Source organism: Oliverpabstia sp. (assembly GCF_022785585.1).
Classification (GTDB): Bacteria; Bacillota; Clostridia; order Lachnospirales; family Lachnospiraceae; genus Oliverpabstia; species Oliverpabstia intestinalis.
The window spans coordinates 1-20203 of sequence record NZ_JALFPR010000111.1; the positions used below are offsets into that span (position 1 = coordinate 1).

The following is a 20203-nucleotide window of genomic DNA, read 5'->3' on the forward strand; positions in this document are numbered from 1 at the left end:
AAATCCTGGCTATCCAGGGTCAGGTTCGGATTATAGAACGGATCGCCGTTCTTCAGGATATCGGGCCAGCGTTTCTCAAACGTAGCAATCTCCTGATTGAATCTTGCCACTTTCTCCGGAGTATCTTCCAGTCCTCGGGATTTGGATTCGTAATGATACAGTTCCGCATATGGATTGTACACGATCAGATATCCTGCCTGTCGAAGTTTCATACAGAAATCAATATCGTTAAATGCCACCTGCAGTTCTTCACTCAAACCACCGACTTTCTCAAACGCTTCCCGTTTTACCATCATACAAGCCGCAGTCACCGCACTGTAAACCTGTGCACAGATGATCCGGTGGCAGTACCCGGTAAATCCACGCTTCTGCTGTACAAAACAGTGGCCGGCGATTCCACCGAAACCGATGACCACGCCGGCATGCTGGATCGTATCATCTTCGTAATACAGTCTCGCACCCACAGCACCCACATCTTCTCTGGTACAGTAACCAAGCAGTTCCTCCAAACAATCGTCGTTGATGATCTCGGTATCGTTGTTTAGTAGCAGGAAATACTCTCCTTTGGCATACTGCACACCGAAATTATTGATGGCAGAATAATTAAAGTGGCCTTTATAATACACCACATGCACTTTCGGATTAACCGCTTCAAGCTGCTCGTAATATGCAAAAGTTTCTTTTTCTTCGCTGTTGTTCTCCACGATAATATATTCATAATTGGTATATGTGGATTTTGCTTCGATTGAATCGATACACCGTTTCAGATCATCAATATGATCTTTATTCGGAATAATGATCGAGATCAGTGGATCATAATCCCGCAGGAATTTTGTCCGATAGAGTCCCAGGAACTCTCCCTTGCTCACTTCCACTTTAACACCGATCCGGTCATAATGCGCCTGCACCGCCCGTTGTCCCGCATCAAATGCATACAGCTTGCTCTCCGGATTCTCCGATGTGGAATCTTCATGGCATCGCCAGTGATACAGGATCTTCGGAATATGATGGATCTTTTCCGATCCCGCATGTTCCACACAACGGAAGATAAAGTCATAATCCTGCGCTCCGTCAAACTCTCTGCGTAACATTCCGACCTCATCAATCAACGTTTTCTTCGCCACAAACAAATGGCAGATATAATTGACCGTACACAGCAGATCCACGTTATAATCCGGTTTGAAATGTGGCTGGAAGAACTTGTGTCCGTCCATCGTCATCTTATCTTCATCCGAATATAGAACCTCTGTTTCCGGTTTCTCATTCAGTACTTTCACACACTCATACAGGGCATGTGCCGTCAGTTCGTCATCATGATCCGCAAATACCACAAACTCACCCGTTGCCGCCTCGATCGCAGCATTCGTATTTTCTGATATCTGTAACTTTTCCTGATGATCGATGACTTTGATTCTGCTCTCTTCCTTCTGTAACTGTTTTAACAGTTCCCGAATCGGAGAATCCGCACCGCTTCCGTCAGACAGGCAGAGTTCCCATTTGCCATAAGTCTGCGCCTGCAGAGATTCCACCAGCGCACGGAGATATTTTTCCGGTGTTTTATAAAGCGGTACAACCACACTGAAGGTCGGTTCCCAGGAAAAATGTTCTTTTCGCTGGTGTTCCAGTTCTGCTTTACTTGGCAGATGTTTCGGAAGCCATTTCTGATAGATCACAGCGGCTTTATTTTTATTTTTCACTTTTCCGACCACTTTTTGGGCAAGTGCTGCCGGACCGTGCAGTTTCAGATAACGGCTGCCCTTTTTGCAGTATTCATTTATCTTTTCTGCGGCAAGCTGTATCGGCTGCAGGTGAATCTGTCTTCTCACCCGTATCGAACCTGCCTCAAAAACAATATAAAATTCTTTCAGCTGCTGGTAGTGCAGTTCAAAAAAGAACCCACATTTTTCTTCTACCTCTGCCTCCGGATACTGATTCTGTACATCGACACGTTTCAGGTGCTGGATCTCACATGGAATTCTGTTTCCGCGGGAATTCTCCAGATAAACCTTTAGCGGTTTCGTATAAGCTGCCCAGCCACGCACCCGGCAGATGCCGAGTTTCCGGTCCACTTCGGAACTCTCAATGAAATACTGAGGCATACCCTGTCTTCTGATCAGCTGTTTTACCGGAATTGAAAACCAGACCTCTTTTTTCCCGTTCTCTTCCGCATAAACCACTAATTTTTTATACTGTTCCAGCTTATCAGGAAGTACAATCTCCATCTGAACACGAATCGCATCCACCAGATCCAGATCCTGAAATCGTTCCAGGGCACTGATACGCTCCTGCTGCTTCAGATTTACCTCCAGTGGTTTCCCGTCCAGCTCCGCTGCCGCGGTATGTTCCTTGGGCCAGGTGCCCTGCAGATGATAGGTTTTCTCATCTGAAAGATCAAATCTTTCTTTTTCTACTACGAATACTTCTCGCTGCATAGTAATTCCTCTCTTGCATCTTTTCCTGTATTCTGAGTTACATACTGACACATCACTTTTTTATGGGCTTTTTCACCCATCTGTACTCTGGCTGTCTTCTCCTCGATCAGCGTTGTGAGCGCTTTTTTCCACTCCTCCTTGTCACTGCAAAGCCAGCCATCCATACCATTTTCGATCACGCCTTCCATCTCCCGGTTTCTGCTCATCACTGATGGCACTTTCACCAGTGCGGCTTCCATCCATTTGTTTTCGGACTTACTACAATGGAAGATACTGTCCTCCAGCGGCATCAGATTGATATCGATGCCTGCCATAACAGAAGGTAACTGTTTCCAGTCCATAAACGGAAGTTTTTCCACCTTATTTCCGAATTTTTCCATTTTTCTGTCAGAGAGTACACCAACCAGCTTCAGCCGTACCTCCGGATGTTCCTTCATCACTTCCAGAAGTGCTTCTTCCGCCACCTCAAAGTCCTGATCATGAGTTTTCGATCCGCTGAAGTAACCGATGGAAATATGCTCCGGGTCTTTTTCCACCTGCTCTACTGCGTCATGGGACAGAATCTGCATCTCCATGCTTGCACAATTCCGGTTGATTACCACTGGTTTTCCCGGAAATTCTCTTCGGATCTCTCCCGCCAGTGTATCAGTGGAGGTAAAATAGCCATCACACAGTTCCATACAGGAATGGATCTGCTCCGTCGTCTTTTTAAAATCTTTATACTCACTTCCGGTCAGAAAATGCAGATAAGAGATTCTTTCGTAATCAAAGATCAGATCGTCAATGTCATAATACACGTTTAATCCGTTTTTTTTCGCCTGTTCCACTACCTTGCGCACCACATCTTCCCTGCTGCAACGGTAACATACAACTGCCCGGTACGCATCCCAGTCCAGATCTTTGACCTCATCCACCTGATAAAAATCCGATCCGTAACCCTGATAATGCAGCTGTTCCCGGAAATGCTCCACCCGGTAACGGGAAGCAAACGAAATTTCCTCACCCACAAACAGGATCTTCTTTTCGCGTACAGGTATTTGTTGCCACTTTAGTGTATGTTCTGCAAACTCCTGCAATTCTTTAAGAGCCGATTTTGCATCCGTCTCTTTCAGAACCAGACCTTTTTCGTAATGTTTTACACGCTCCACCGGCGCACCAATCGGGAATACAGCAACCGGCATATGCATGGACATAATCTCTGAAGTTGTATACGAGAAGGTCTCCGGCCAGATAGACGGGATAAAGAACAGATCAATATCTTCTTCCATCGTCAGTCTTGGAAGTTCATCTCTGGTATATCTTCCCGTACAGGAGAATACCGGACTGTCGATTTCTTCATCCGACACCCCGATCAGTTTCATTCGGATGTTCAGGTTCTGCGCCTCGATCTCTTTTATCATCTCCTTGACAACATCCAGACCTTTTTTATAACACAGCACACCGAGCAGACCAATGTTCAGTGTCCTGGTCGTCTTCACCTTCTTATCCAGTGCCGTCACATAATGCGGCTTGTGTGGCAGCACATGTAACTGATACAGATAAGGATAGGTCTTTTTAAATATCTGTGCCGTATCATCAGAGAATGCCAGAATCTCATCACACCGGGATAAAAACTCCCTCCAGTGTGTTCTCCATGCGGTTCCGGACTCATAGTCCAGACATGCATTGCTTCGGTTTGCCGGGATACACTGGTTACAAATCTGTGCATCCGCGCCATGACAGTATTTCCCCTGAGCATCCATCAGATTTACCGCCGGACACATGAAGAAAAAGTCATGAAGCAACATCTTCAGATGTGCCTGATGTTTTTCTTTCAGTTCAAGAATCTGATCCAGAACCTTATAGATTTTCTGATAAGTTACCAGTTCGTTGATCCAGATTTCATCCACTCTCGGAATCTCATCAAGGATCATCACCAGATCTTTGGCAAAATACTGAACCTTATATTTTTTGTATTCATATTCCAGATAATAGCGCATATTATCGATGTCAAACCGGACAGTCAGGAAACGCTTTCCTTCTTTCAGTGCCAGTTTACGTTTCTCAATCAGATATTCCGTGGCACCACCGCCGAGGTTATGATCAAAGGCAACAATCGTCGGTACATCCAGCAACTGATTTAACAGCTGTGTTTCCACATACAGTCGGATCGTTCTTGCCGGATCTCTCCGACAGAAAGCTGCCGTATCGCTGTTATAATTCGGATGTTTCTTCGCCAGTCTCTCCAGATGGCTCTTTAACAGCCGTAATTTTTCTTCGGAAGAAAAACTTCCGCCATGTTTGTGATAAACAAACAAATTTTCCACCTGTACATTGGTATATCCTGCCTGGATTGCCCGCTGACACCAGTCATTTTCTTCTCCGTATCCTTTGTCAAAGTTCTCCTCATCCAGAAGACCTACTTCTCTGATTGCTTCCAGATTCATACCCATGCAGAAACCGATACCTGTTGGCATGGTCGCATACTGCGGACGGATCTGGCGAAAAGCATCATCGATCTGCCATAATGGCATGCCTTCAAAGATCACATTATCCTCACAGAAATTAGGAAAGCTGCAGATGGTTCCGCAGGTCGTAAACGGTGTGGAGGATGCTACTTTTTCTTTTGTAAAGATCGGCCACATCAGTCTCTCCAGCCATCCCTCCGGCACTTCCACATCGGTATTGACCAGTGCTACATGATGCTCTGCAATTGCAAGGGCACGGTTTACAGACGGGAGGAATCCCATATTTTTCTCATTTCGAAGCAGAACCGTTCCCTCATGTTCTGCCACGTATTGCTCCAGATATTCCCGTACTGCCGGATCCGGACTCTGATCGTCCACCAGAATCAGACGGTATTTCATCTTTGTCTTTTCAATCCCCGCAAACAGCTTGTCAAAATACTGTAAGCCGTTATAAATCGGGATGATAATATCTATCACTTCATCCGAAGGAATCTTCGCATCAAATACCGGCGTTTCTTCCAGATAACGTTCTTTAAAATATCGAATATTGCCGATGCTCTCCTGTCCCTCCAGGGTATACACCTGTATCTCATTACAACCCGGATCTGCAGGGATCTTGCATAACGGATATGCTTTTTCTCCGTCTACGGTGTCGTAAACAACTGCCACTTCCGTTTCCACTGGTGAATGCACCACCAGCACACAGGAAAATCCACAGGATTCTGCCTCCGGAATCTGTAAAACAGCTGCCACATCACTCCGATATACTATAGTAATCGGTTCTTCCGCCACCACTTCCCCGTTCTGTAAAAAAGCAAGATGCGTGTTCTCCATGGCGTACGCACGGTCAAATGCCCAGCCGATGATCTGCAGCACATTATTTTCATAGCTGAAGCTGTCGATACTTCCCACACAGCTCGATACCGGCTGTTCTGTCTGTTGATTTTCTGTAACCAGTGGGGCCACAGGACGTCCAAGCATCTTCTTCACCAGACGTTTTGCTCTCTGTTTCGGTCGATGCTGAAATTCCATGGCTGCCCGAAGTTCTTCCTGCCTTCTCTCTTCTTCGGCTTTTTTCGCTACTATCCGTTCTTCTTTTTGTATCCGCTGCTGAAGTTTTCTTTCTTCTTCCCGACGTACCGCTTCTTTTCGCTCCTCTTCCAGTTGGATTTCTTCTGCGATCTCTTTCTGCGACAGAAAACGAATTTGACCGGAAATTGTAATTTTCTTCAATTCTGACGGATCCGTCACATGGATAAAATATCCGCCTGCCAGATTCAGGAACACTACCGCATCCGCCGCCTTGTCGATCCGCATACCAAACGGAATTAACTCCCCATGGCATCCACAGTCAAGTACTTCCACTTTCACCTCACAGAACGTATCACTTAACAGATTCCAGCGGATTCCGCAGATATTTTCTACTTTCTGCAGATCAAACGTAACCTGAAATCTTCCCCGATCCAATTCCACCGCCGTCTCAATACTGTTCTCTTCCGACAGCCCAGAACCTGTATCATAATACAGTTTGCTGCGAAATCGCTTTTTCTCCTGACATGCGCGCACAGTTTCTGACAGATCCACCGGAATTCTCTCTTTCCGGTATACATCCAGCGAATCGCTGCCAACATATTCATAAGTAAAATGCATTGTCCATGCCAGGAAAATTTCGCTGTCCGATGGCTCTATACCAAATTCGTGATTCATATCGTCCTGTGTATACAGCGCGCCCAGTTTCGGGATTCGGTAATACAGTTCATGGATCATTCTCCACATGATAAAGGCAACCGGAACCGGAAAGTCAAAAGTCCATTCATAGTCAATGATTTCATAATCATCTCCGAACTCAAAGATATTCGCACAGATCAGATCAATGTTTGCCGGACTTACGCATTCATAATATTCCTTGCCCGGATGTTCTCCAAACACTTCCTTAAAAACTTTCGTCTGGTACTCCGGTTCTTTTTTCCGCTGTGCGAACACATGCTCATATACATGTTTCAGGGTTCTCAGAATCTCATCTGTCTGTTCTTTCTCCACAAGATCACGAATTCTGTCTTCAAGTGTTTTCCCGCTCAATACCGGATACACGATTCCCCCATTCTCATATCTGCACGGAAGATTACGAAATCCTTTTCCTGGTTTCTGCGCTCCTGTTTTTTTCAGTCCTGCTATAAAGTTTTCTGCCTCCGGGCACAGTGGTTTTTTCTCTGCCCACACACTTTCCTCTTTCCGCACCAGCTGGGTCAGGGTTCGAAACTCTTTCCTGCGGCCCTGATTCAGTTTTACATATAAAATTTCTTCTTTTTCTTCAAGTTCCTGTTTTCCTGCAACCAGAAGAAAAGAATTCACAAAACGGTCCGCGATCTGTTCTTTTTTCATTGCCTCGATACCGGCGCTTTCTGAAAACAGATCCACGGTTTTGTCCGTGTAGATCGGATAATTATTCCCATAATGATTGGTGGTCAGTGATGCATCCGTAAAGATCTCCGTTGGAAATTTATAATCCGGATACGGGTAATAAAATTTTTGAAAAGGAAATCCGCTTTTTTTCACAAGTTCCTGCAATTCTGTTTTGGAAAATGTTCTGACACTGTGATTTCCCGGATAACCATTGATTCCAAAGAAGGGAATGTCCGTATGATCTTCCGGGGCCCCGGCAAAATACTTCATTCCCAGCTTATTCTCAATTGCGATCAGCAATTTTCCTGTATTTTTCAAGTAAGAACCCATTTTTCCTAAAAATGTCTCATACGGTGTATCGCCCTCTGTGAAGCTCATGGCATATTCCAGTACTCCGTTGACTACCACATAGTCATACTGCTGCCCCAGATCCATGTCATTGAGATTTCCCACCATGATGGTCAGATTATTTTTTTTCTCATTGCGGTAATAATTGATCTGTGCTCTTCTTTTCGAGAGTTCCACAGATGTAACCTGACCTGCTTTTTCACAGAGCGTACCTGTGATTGCACCACAGCCCGCACCGATCTCCAGAACACTGTCCGATTTTTTGATCGGATACCAGTTCAGTATATTTGCTCGCAGATCTGAGAAGTGATAGATCACAGGAAAAGAAACCTGCTCACTGGAAAGATCCTCACAGGTTACTCCTTCTTTTGCCATCTTAAGCATCTGTTCTTCAATATCTCCATCTGAATACAGATCTTTTTGCGTATAATACTCTAAGTTCAGTATTGCCATTCTTTTCCTCCTCAGTTACTTTAACGTGACCTTTGAGAACAGATCAAAATATCCGACAGCTTTCTTATCCGTAATGACTGTCAGATTACATACATCATACAACCGGTGGAACACGGTAAAATCACCATCCCGGTAACCGGTACATCCCAGACACAGCATATATTCTCCGGCCTCTAACGGCATCTTCTGTGTAAAGGTGATCCGTCTGGTTTCTCCCGCCTTCTGTGTACCTACCGGTGTATTCTCATACATCGTATTGGTTCCGGTGATCTCCGTTCCTTTCAGATCTTTGATCGTGAAAGCAAAAATCGGTTCCTGGATCGTTTCATGAAAATGAATCTTCATATCCACGGAAAATTCTTCTCCCTTTTCAATCACATTCGTAACCATTCCGGACTTATCACGAATTGCAAAGTCCTGAATTTCTGCTAATTTACTTCCATATTCCAGTACTTTTGGATTCAGATTTAACTGATCTTTCGTACTCTTTTCTTCTTGTACCTCTGGCGTTTCTTCCTGCGTAGTGTTCTGCTCCCCTGGTTCATCATACTGGTTCACCAGAACACGACGATACAGATTGACCATCTCTTTCGCATCGCCTTCTGCCAGTTTTTCTCCTTTGTTTAACAGAACAACCCGGTCACAATATTTCCCGATGCTGCTCAGGTCATGACTTACAAAAAGAATGGTTTTTCCCATCTCTTTAAATTCTTCAAACTTCCGGTAACATTTCGCCTGAAAAAAGACATCTCCTACGGAAAGTGCTTCATCTACGATCAGAATTTCCGGTTCGATATTAATAGCTACCGCAAAAGCCAATCGCACAAACATACCACTGGAATACGTTTTTACCGGTTGGTGTATAAAATCTCCGATATCTGCAAAATCCAGGATATCCTGCAGTTTTGCATCAATCTCTTCTTTGCTGAATCCGATCATCTGACCGTTCAGATACACGTTTTCAATACCGGAATACTCTCCGTTGAATCCGGCTCCCAGTTCCAGCAATGCGGAGATTCTTCCATCCACCACCACTTCTCCCTGTGTGGGATTCAGTACGCCGGTGATAATTTTCAAAATCGTGGATTTACCGGAACCATTCGTTCCGATAATTCCCACGGTCTCCCCCTTTTTTACCTGAAAACTTACGTTGTTCAAAGCATAATGTTCTTTATATCCTTTTTTTCTTGTCAATCCGAGGGATTCTTTTAACCGATCCATCGGTTTCTCGTACAGTTTATACATCTTACTGATGTTATTCACTGAAATTGCAATCTCTGACATCTGTAAACCTCTCTTTGATTTCTCTTAAAGTACATCTGCAAAATGTGGTTTCAGTCTCTTAAAGATCCAGGAACCAAGTGCAAACAATACTACTGTTACGATCCAGAAGTATACGGTCCATCCCCAGTGATTCCAGAACCATACGTGACCCAGCATGGAATCACGGTATCCGGTGACAATATAGTACATCGGATTCAATTTGAACAGTTTGATCAGCCATGGATAATTTGCCAGCATGTTGACATCCCACATGATTGGTGTCAGCCAGATACCTACCTGTAAGAAAATACTGATGATCTGTGTCAGATCCCGGAAGAATACAACGATCGCACTGGTCGCATATACCAGCCCCAGTGTAAACATAAATGTGCAGAGCGAATAATAAAAGATCTGCAATGTTGCCAGCGACGGCGTATAGCCATACAGGCTGCATAAAACCAGTGAAAACACAACGAAAAAGGCATGTACAAATAAAGCGGAAATCATCTTTACGATCGGCAGTACACTGATTTTAAACACTACTTTTTTAACCAGGTAGTTGTATTCCATCAGTGCATTGGTTCCACCATTCAATGCATCCTGGAAAAAGAACCATGGTACAATACCAGATACCAAATATAGAACAAATGGATAATCCGATACATTTCCTGCTTTCAGACCGACAGAAAAGACAAACCAATATACCAGAATCGTAACGATTGGCTGTACAAACGCCCATACGATTCCAAGATATGACCCTGCATACTTCGTTTTGAAGTCATTCTTTGCCAGATTCATAATCAGTTTTCTGTTCTGTAAAAGCTCGATTGGGAGTGTCAGTACTTTCTTCCGGAAAACAAACGCAACCACTGCTCCACCGTCAATCAGTAACAGCATCAGAATATTTTTGATCCACAATTTCTGTGTATAATCTTTCTCGAGAACCGGATACAGTTTTTCTTTATCCAGATGCAGCCACACATAAGGATCTGTTCCATTCGTCCAGATTTTTAATGTTCCGTCATTAGCTTCCAGGCTCTCCAGTTGCTGACCTTCGATCAGCTTTGGATTCGTCATCTCCGGAATCTCTGTTTTCGTATCTTTACATCCAAGATAAACATTTTCAATCGTGAACGTTCCCGGCTGCGTGCCCAGATCCAGACGCACCATATTAAACTGAAATGGAACAGAAAAAACCAGTTCCTGACTTTCTCCAACCTGATCATACGTCTTGACCTGACTTGATTTTTCTGAAAGTTCTCCGGCCGCACTGTAATAGACCTGAATCTCCTGTTCCTTATCGCTGTTCATCGTAAGATGAAGCTCATAATTACCGCCTACACTTCCTCTGTGACATACGATCAGCACATTTAAAACCAGTAAACACAACACGCAGATACCGGCCAAAATCTTTTTCTTTCTTCCCATTTCATTTCCCTCTTATCGATTTTTGTACTCCGCAAAGCTTCCCCACTTCTGATCCTTGTCAGAGATGGTCAGTTCTTCTTTTGTCATTCCTTCCGGCATCGGCCATTCTACGCCAATCTCCTGGTCATCCCATTTCAGTCCGCCTTCATCGTTTGGGTGATAAAAATCGGTACATTTATACGCAAATTCTGCGGACTCGGACAGTACGATAAATCCATGCGCAAAATTCTTTGGAATAAAGAACTGTTTTTTATTCTCTGCAGACAGCACAACACCAAACCATTTTCCATATGTTTCAGAACCCGGGCGCAGATCCACTGCCACATCAAAGACCTCCCCACTAACTACCCGCACCAGTTTGTCCTGGGGATAATTAATCTGAAAATGCAGTCCTCTTAAAACTCCTTTTTTGGAGCTTGACTGGTTATCCTGTACGAATTCCATATCGATGCCTGCTGCTTTATAATCATTATAATTATATGTTTCCATAAAATATCCACGTTCATCGCCAAACACTGTCGGTGTGATTACTTTCAGTCCTTCAATTTCACATGTTTCTACTGTAATTTTTCCCATTTTTTTATCCTCTCTTTAATAAAATATTCTCTCCTGCAAGCAGGTTTTTAACACAAACGAGCAGTACCCTGATAAAGGATACTGCTGTTTTTATTGCATTGCATATCAATAATTGATCCAGTGAATCAATTTTGATTTCCATGATGTTTTATTATACCATCATCGTTCTTATTCTTCAACTCCAACGATTTTTTCCTGACAGACAGATTTACACAATCATTGCTTTCCATACATCAAAAACTGTAAGGATTTCCAGAATATACATGGAAATCATGATTCTTTTGCTGTATCTTTCCACTCGAAGTGTCTGTTTTCCCTTTAACATCAGTACCAACATTGGCAAAAATGGCAAAAAATATCGTCCCTGAACTCCCGCTACGTTTTTCCATTGAGGCGGTGTAAAATCAAGCCACATACTCAGCACTATTCCGCCAATCATAATCAATGACAGCATGCCAACCAGTACTTTCTTTTTATTCGTCATGTAATCCGCCTTTTTATCTGTAAATAAAGCAAATACCATACACAACAGAAATCCTGTAATATTTATCCAGGAAACTTTCACCTGAAGCCATCCCAACGACTGTCCTATAATTGTTCCCAGATAATACTCTGCCTGTTCAAAATACGTATTAAACAGTACACCCATACTGTTTACCGGATCTTCCAGAATCTGGACAAGAGTCCATCCTCTTTCAATATCCGAATATCCTGTTCCCGGAGCAGACGTCAGGTTTGCTACAACTGCCCCTCTCAGAAGCATTGTAACCATTCCAATCGCAACTATAATCCCTATTTTTCCCGTAAGCACACCGCGCGGATTATTTGATTTGGACGATGGTATCAGGAAGATGATTCCACATACAAAGATATAAACCAGTTTACACGGTGCCATCCACATTCCGACAACAGTCAGAAATGCATAATCTTTCCACGTCACCCTCTCCTTCTCATAAATCAGGTACATTGTATAACCGATGAAAAGAAAACTGAGTGCGTTTACCGTACAGTCATAAGAATACGACGCTGCAATCTCCAGACTCATCGGAAAGAGCGCAATCACCGCCATTACCATCTTTCCCCATGGCATAAAACGAACTGCCCAGAAAACACATAGTAGATAAAACAACAATGCTGTGATTTTTCCCAGATACAATGTAATCATACCATTTGTATGGAAAAGCCAGCCGATTGCAATTCCGACAGCCTGCGGCAGATGCGCGGCAAATGGTGCAGCCAATGGTCCTCGATTCAATGCAGCTGGTTCCTGTCCCCCTTTTTGAAGAAGCTGATTATAATAATAGGAAGCATCTGCCAGCGAAATCGCCATTTTATCCTGAATCTGTGCATCAGTCTTTCGCACCAGAACATATCCTTCTTCGTCCACGCCATTTCGAAACAGTATCTTATTCGCATCATAATATGCTGTTGCTATATGACTGTGCTCATCCGGTGCCGTATTGGGTGGAAAAAGTACAATATACATACTTCCCATAAAGAGTCCCAGCACAAGAAAATACCACTCCACTCTCTTTTCTTTTCGCATGATCAGAAACCCAAATGCGACAAGCGAAAGACACAGAATTACGCCCAGACATGCATATATATTCTTTAAAAATGCATTTGTTGCCTGTAAGTTAAAAACCATACACCCTGTCTCGTCATTCCCGTCGGTTTTTACATGTTCTCCATAAGCCTCATAATTCGTCACCGCCGGAACAATAGCCGAATTTTCCGGAATTATTACGTGAATAATGTATTTTTCTCCCATGATTTTTTTCAGCGGAACACTCAGATGAAAAGTCTGATAGCTGTAATCCCCTACCGTATTTCCGTCAATTTCCCATTTCTGGATCCGCTCTCTGTCCGTCGCTTTCAGAAGTTCCACCTGCACAGGCTCCTCTGCCTGCTGTTCAAGTTTTCGAAACATTACATTAAACTCTGTCAGTTCATTTTCATCAACAATAAACTGTTGTTCCATTTCACGGACCTCTATGTATCCTGTTTTGTCCTGAAATTGCTCTTCTGATGCTTCAATCTGCAGATAGGAGTGTTGGCTGTTTGCTGTTTCCCGGATTCTCCAGTAATAAACGCTCAAAAGGATTACACAGAGTCCGATCATTGCACACAGCAGACCCAACCATTTTTTATATTCTTTTTTGTTCATTTTTTCCTTCCTCTTACTACTTCTTTTCGTGCTTTTCATCATATCATTTATTCTTATTTTATACAAGTTTTCATTCTTACGTTTTTCTATCGTTCCTTGATTTTTCTATTATAACTGTTATAATGAACGTGATTATATGTAACGCGTTGCCTATTTATTTTTTTCTTTCTGCTGCATGTTATTTTTTAGGAAAGGAGTTGTTTCACAAACTATTATGAAAAACAGATTAAAACACCTGCTGTGTGGTGTTTCGGCACTTTGTATGGCAGGCAGTCTGGTGTTTGCATCGCCTTCTGGGATAAGTACGGTTCAGGCAGATACTACTTTTCACAGTACAGACGGTACGATTCATTTTCTTACCTTAAATCACAATACTGATGCCATTCTCATCGAATGTGATGGAAAATTCGGTATGGTCGACTCCGGTGAAGACAATGATTATCCAGATGGCAGTGATCCCCGCTATCCTTTACGTGCAGGCATTACCAAAGGACTGGGATTCGAAAATCAGGTGATTTCCTATCTGAAAAGTATGGGTGTTACAGAAGATAACTTTGAATTCTATATAGGAACCCATCCTCACAGCGATCATATCGGATCTGCAGATGAAATCATCCGTGCGTTTCATCCAAAACGTGTCTATCTGGAACCTTATTCAGACAGCGATATCACTGATTCCACACATTATTGGGATAATCTCTATGTCTATGATCGCGCTGTTGCCGCTGCCAAGGAGACCGGGGCAACACTCATTCAGTATTTTAATACGGATGCACCACTCTATCCTGAGACAGTCACAGTAAAGGGAAGCATTGTCTGGACAGTGCCGGAGGAGCCGGAAGTCCCCGAAGAACCCGAAGAAATTCAGAAACCAGAACAGAGTACCCCGAACGATTCAGATGCAGACACCGAACTTAAAGGGGAGGATGATTCTGATGTCCCGGCGCAGGAGCCTGATACTACTGAATCTGATATTTCATCTGGTTCTGAATCCGAGTCAGAACCAGATGCACCGGCTGCTACCGAAGAACCATCTGTGCAAAACAACGATACTGTCACGGAAACTTCTTCTGAAACCATAAAAGATCTTTCCGCTTGTACGGAAACGCAGAGTGATGTAGTTTCACTTGCAACTGTTTCAACAGCTGCAACGCCGGTCACAGAAACTTCCACACAGAATGATGATTCAGCCTCGATCAACCCTCCGGATACGATGTCAGTTACTCTGTCCTGGGGAGATAACCAGTCTGTAACGTTAACTTCCGATACCACATCGGAACATGGATCTGTTACCAAAGTCTCTGAGAACCAGTGGGACTATGAGTTCCAGTCCATTCCCAAATACGATGATACCAAATCTGCTTATACGTATACCGTTACACCGGAAGCGGATGGTTATTCTTTCTCTAAACTTGGAGATTCTGATTATGATTTCAGTTGTGCACCCGCTGATGCTTCTGCTGAAACAACAGCCTCTACATCAGCAGAATCTCTGAATATCCACCCCCTGGACAGTGGTATTCTGGATGAAGATGTAAGTTCTTCACTCTCCGGTACCTCAGACAATCTGGTTACTTCCAGTATTCCATCCAGCGACCGCGTAGTTGCCGGAACTGACAGTGACCCGACCAATGCAAATCAGGATGAAAAGGCAGCATCCGGACAGCGCAGTATTTATGAAAATGAAACAGGATATGTGTCCACACCAATCTTCTATTTAGGCAATAAAAATAAACTCGAAATAGAAATTATGAATTACGATGTTCCACGCCCTCAACCAGATGCCAATTACTACAGTCTTGGTGTAAAAGTAACTTCGCAGACCGGAACCACAGCGTTCCTTTCCGGAGATATTAACAACTATAACGGTACAGAAACTAAACTTGCTGAGAAACTGGAACATGTAAATCTGTTAAAGCTTGGGCATCATGGCGCCTACGGTTCCAATACAGATGGGTATATTCGTCGTTTGCAGCCTGACATGGCAATCCTGACAGGAACCTATACCTATGTAACCAATACCACCATAAACGGTGAATGTGGTACCCGTGACACACTGCTTGCGATGGGTAAACGTACTCCACTATATGCTACCGGATGGTACGCAGGCAGTCAGCCCGCTCTCGTGATTCATCTGAATCCGTCTCTTGACAACAACATTCCATCCGGAAGAAGTCTGGTAGCGATTGGCAATATTGACGGTTCCACAGTCTCTGTTTATTACGAGAATGGTTTCCCAACAGTTTGCAGTGGATGGAAAAAAGATAATTATGGCAATTATTATTATTTCCAAAATTCCTCAACTCCGCTGACTAATCAGTTCGTTGAGGATAATAATGCCTGGTATTATGTGAATGCCTCCGGTCAGAGGACCACCGGATGGATCTATATTAACGGCTATTATTACTATCTTGATCCTTCTACCGGTGCCATGGTCACAGGATGGATTCAGCTTAATAATATCTGGTATTATCTTGGGGCAGATGGTGCTATGTACACCGGTACACATACCATCAATGGTTCCGAATATACTTTCAATTCTGACGGATCTATGGTCACATCTGCCTGGGTTGGAAATAAATATTACGGAGCTGATGGCGTATGGATTCCATATTACAAAAACGAAAACTGGAGAAAAGATACCAATGGTTACTGGTATCAGCGTCCTGATGGTACTTACCCTGTCAGTCAGTGGGAAAGTATCGATGGGCATTGGTACTATTTTAATGCCAGTGGATATATGATCAGCAACAATTGGTTAAAGCTTGGAAAAACCTGGTATTATCTGGATGAGAATGGTGCTATGCATACCGGCTGGCTCCACCTGGGAGGCAGTTGGTATTATATGGACGCATCCGGTGCCATGCTTACCGGCTGGGCATATCTTGGCAATGGCTGGTACTACTTTGGCGGAAATGGTGCCATGTACCCTGGCGGCTGGCATATCATAAATAATACTTACTATTATATGTATTCTAACGGTGCTATGGCGGCTGACACCTGGATCGGTTCCTACTATGTCAACGCATCCGGTGCATGGGTTCCCGGCAAAGTAAAATACACTGCCGGCTGGATCCAGAACGGTTCCCGCTGGTGGTATCGTCATCAGGACGGCAGCTACACTACCAATGGCTGGGAATATATTAACGGACAGTGGTATTACTTTGATCAGTCCGGCTGGATGGTTACCGGATGGCTGAAACTTGGCAATACCTGGTATTACCTCACTGGCTCCGGTGCTATGGCAACCGGATGGATCAATCTCGGCGGTACCTGGTACTACCTGACCGCCTCCGGCGCTATGGCAGCCAACACCTGGATCGGTTCTTATTATGTAAATGGTTCCGGTGCATGGGTTCCTGGTGCTTAAACAAATCAAGAAAAAAAGAAGGGGAAAATCCATCAGGATTTTCTCCTTCTTTTTTTCTTTTTCATATGTTTTCGAATTCCGGAAACAATCGTAACTACCAGAGTAACTGCGATCAATCCCGCCAGAATATAGATCACATATCGATATACCGTCATATCCTGCGTTTTTTCTTCCTGTCCCGTGTTCGAATCAGAAGATTCCGGCACTACCTCAGGTGTCGGCGTTGTCTCCTCTGCCGCTATCTCTGAAGGTTCTTCCTCCTGCACCTCTTCGGAACCGCTTCCCACATAATAATCCGTTCCATAATAATAGGAATTATCTGTATTGGTCAGATCACTTACCTGTACATCTTTCGGTATCGTAACCGCTCCTCCCGGTACCTCTACTTTCTGAAAATTATTAAAACCATAATCAAACATACTGATATGATCCTGACACACCTGTCCGGCATCCGCCCGCATTGCCACTGCGATCAGTGTCATTCCATCTCTTGTTGCACCACTGACCAGTGTATTTTTTGATGCTTCCGTCACGCCTGTCTTTCCACCAAAACATCCTTCATAGTATTCCGGTGCTCCCTGTGCCACCAGTGCATGATGCGTGGAATACGTCCGACTTTCCGGATTCATATTTGTCGGATCAATCGTAAAGCTCTGTGTACCGATAATGTCCAGAAAATCCTGATTTTTGATTGCTTCCCGGAAAATCAGTGCCATATCGTGTGCCGTTGTATAATGATTCTCATCCGGCATTCCGCTGGCATTTACAAAGTGTGTATTGACACAGCCAAGCTCCTGCGCTTTCTGGTTCATCATATCTGCAAAGGCAGCTACCGATCCGGCAATCTGCACAGCTATCTGTGTTGCCACATCATTTGCTGACCGTATCATCAACGCCAGCAGACACTGACGCATCGTCAGCACCTCGCCTACCTGCATGCCGATATTTCCACTGTCCGATGTCTGATCTGCCAGACATTCCTCTGTAAATGTCACCTGATCATCCAGATTGCTGTTTTCCAGTGCCAGAAGTGCCGTCATGATCTTTGTGATACTCGCCGGATATCTCTTTTCATCCATTCCCTTATTATAAAGGATTGTTCCTGTATCTGCATCCATCAGCACTGCTGTCTCCGAATAAGTATCCGGACCCTGTGGCCAGCCTTCTATGGCATTTGTTGTGATCGGATAAGATGCCCCGTTATCCACCTCTGCCGCCTGTACCGTGACAGCTGACAGACCGATCACACCAGCCAGCAGCCATACCGTCGCCTTTTTACAGATTTTTCTTATCATAATACTATGTACTCCTCGTATTTTTCTTCCTGTTCATTTTCTGAACAATTACAAATTTACCTTTCATTCGTACTATTCTATCTCATATCCGTTCTTTCTTCAAGTTTTTTGTTTTTGCAGAATCTTCTCTCTGAACATTGCCCTGTTTTTTCTCTCATGGTATACTGAAAATAGTATCGTTCAGGAGGGGTTAGATGAAATCTTTTAAACACCACTATTTTTATTATCCATTTTTCATGCTGCTTACGGTCTTTTTTCTTTTCTTTTCCGGTACGATCGTATCTGCCGCTGTAAAAACTTCAGATCTGGAAACTGTTCCATGGAGTATGGTAACAGAATCTTCTATAATAAATGAAAAAGGCTGGCTGCAGTCCATGTGCGCCACTGATCAATATATTGTATGTCTGGTAAATGCGTCAAAAAAAGGCACGGATCCGGACACCCTGATTGCCTTCTACCGAAACACCACAGATACCGACGGCAATCCCGTAGAACAGTACAGTTATGCTTTCAGCGTGACAGAAACCGATTATGAACATGGAAACGGCATGACTTACAATCCCAGTACCCAGGAGATCGCAATTGCCGGTCTTTTTACCAATGATCCTTCTGATGCCGGAGCCATCTTTATCGTTGATGCCAACACTTTGCATTTCAAACGGAAAGTGCAGGTCGGAAACGGAAGTATCAATTTCTTTGGCATCGACTATGTTCCGGAAAAAGATCAGTATGTTCTGATGGCAAACCGCATTGCCGATTATGCCTTTTATTTTACCGACAGTAATTTTCAGATCATAGATAAATTAAATCTGCATCTTTCCTACAGCCGCAGTTCCTTCCAGGATTTTTGTGTTTCCGGCGATGCGATTATCAGCATTCCATATATGCAGCGGGAAGGCTATATGAATGTACTGGATGTTTATTCGATCTCCCGGCAAAAACGAATTGGAAGTTATTACCTCACACTGCCAGGTCATGATGCCTTTGAGGTCGAGCCGGAAGGCATCTGCCAGCTCGAACCCGGACATTTTCTGATGGCATCTGCCATCATCGGTACCACTCGCTTCCGTCTGTACGAAGCCACCCTTCCACTGGTCCATAGTGTTACAACCAGTGCGGAAAACGGAAAAATCACGGACAGCAATCTGGAAATCGATGAAGGCGGTTCCTATACCGTCTCCTACGGATGCGATACCGATCATCGCCTGCAGTCTCTTCTGATTGACGGCGAAGCTGTGGATGTCAGCCAATATCCTCTTTCCTATACATTCACAGATCTGCAGGAAGATCGCACAATACAGGCTGTTTTTGAAGAAATACCGGTCTATACCGTCTCTACCTCAGCTACCAACGGAACCATCGATACCTCCCCATCCGGGAAAGAGCATGAACCTTTGTCTGTCACTTTTACTCCTGATGAGCATTACGTTGTAGATACTCTCACTGTAGATGGTACCACTGTCCCTGTTACCAGTGACACTTCCGGCTATGTATTTGATGATCTGACTTCGGATCACACGATTGATGTGACTTTCAAACCGATCCCGTCATATACAATCACTGTTACAGCCCAAAACGGTACCGTGGATACTTCTCCGGTTACAGTCTACCGCGGGGATTCCTACACAACCACCGCCACACCGGATACCTCCTGTTTTCTGCACTCCTGCCTGGTGGATGGAAAAGAGTATACTTTCAAAAAGGGAGAAAATAATATCACGCTGACTGCCATTCAGTCCGACCATACAATCGAACTGATCTACAGCCGCGTGGACTGGATGCTTGTTCTTTTGCTTTCCATCCTGTTTCTGATCGTAATTTTACTGATCTTCCTCTTTTATCTGAAGATTCGAAGATGGCATCACAAAAAGAAACGAAAAAAGGAGCTTGCTCAGATGCGCCAGAAAGATATTGCTTTCTTCGAAACTCTGGAACAGATGGACCTCAAAAAACGTAAGGATTCTTACGATTCCTCCTCTCACCTTGACAAGCATTAAAAAATAAGCTAAAGTTTGTATGAT

Annotated in this window: 9 protein-coding genes; 2 read left to right on the forward strand and 7 right to left on the reverse strand. The window is 43.9% G+C overall.

Annotated elements, in window-relative coordinates; translation table 11 throughout:
* The 6 genes from MSA64_RS08115 to MSA64_RS08140 all read right to left on the reverse strand — a co-directional run.
* Nucleotides 1–2432: glycosyltransferase family 2 protein (locus MSA64_RS08115; RefSeq protein WP_287891265.1), on the reverse strand; the 2432-nt coding region annotated here is incomplete at its 3' end.
* A complete protein-coding gene (locus tag MSA64_RS08120; protein WP_287891266.1) occupies nucleotides 2411–8083 on the reverse strand; it encodes a glycosyltransferase in 5673 nt (1890 codons plus the stop codon). The genes MSA64_RS08115 and MSA64_RS08120, both read right to left, overlap by 22 nt.
* Nucleotides 8084–8098: 15 nt before the next feature.
* A complete protein-coding gene (locus tag MSA64_RS08125) occupies nucleotides 8099–9367 on the reverse strand; it encodes an ABC transporter ATP-binding protein (RefSeq protein WP_154432580.1) in 1269 nt (422 codons plus the stop codon).
* 24 nt (nucleotides 9368–9391) lie between these two features.
* The gene (locus MSA64_RS12035; RefSeq protein ID WP_334302756.1) at nucleotides 9392–10144 is read right to left on the reverse strand and encodes an ABC transporter permease; all 753 of its coding nucleotides are present in this window, start codon (nucleotides 10142–10144) and stop codon (nucleotides 9392–9394) included.
* 642 nt (nucleotides 10145–10786) lie between these two features.
* On the reverse strand, nucleotides 10787–11350 hold the full coding sequence (rfbC, locus tag MSA64_RS08135) for a dTDP-4-dehydrorhamnose 3,5-epimerase (protein WP_277664204.1): 564 nt from the start codon (nucleotides 11348–11350) through the stop codon (nucleotides 10787–10789).
* 208 nt (nucleotides 11351–11558) lie between these two features.
* Nucleotides 11559–13517 (reverse strand): DUF2142 domain-containing protein, encoded by a 1959-nt coding sequence (locus MSA64_RS08140; protein ID WP_287891268.1) that lies wholly within the window; start codon nucleotides 13515–13517, stop codon nucleotides 11559–11561.
* Between the two features lie 214 nt (nucleotides 13518–13731).
* Here MSA64_RS08140 and MSA64_RS08145 point away from each other — a divergent pair, with 214 nt between their 5' ends.
* Entirely contained in the window at nucleotides 13732–16887 is a 3156-nt protein-coding gene (locus tag MSA64_RS08145) for a Cna B-type domain-containing protein (protein WP_287891269.1), read from the forward strand.
* 32 nt (nucleotides 16888–16919) lie between these two features.
* On the opposite strand, the gene MSA64_RS08150 is transcribed toward MSA64_RS08145, so the two are convergent.
* Nucleotides 16920–18182, reverse strand: coding sequence for a D-alanyl-D-alanine carboxypeptidase family protein (locus MSA64_RS08150; RefSeq protein WP_287891270.1), 1263 nt, complete (start codon nucleotides 18180–18182; stop codon nucleotides 16920–16922).
* A gap of 194 nt (nucleotides 18183–18376) precedes the next feature.
* On the opposite strand from MSA64_RS08150, the gene MSA64_RS08155 reads away from it, so the two are divergent.
* A complete protein-coding gene (locus MSA64_RS08155) occupies nucleotides 18377–20179 on the forward strand; it encodes an InlB B-repeat-containing protein (RefSeq protein ID WP_154432576.1) in 1803 nt (600 codons plus the stop codon).
* Nucleotides 20180–20203: the final 24 nt, after the last annotated feature.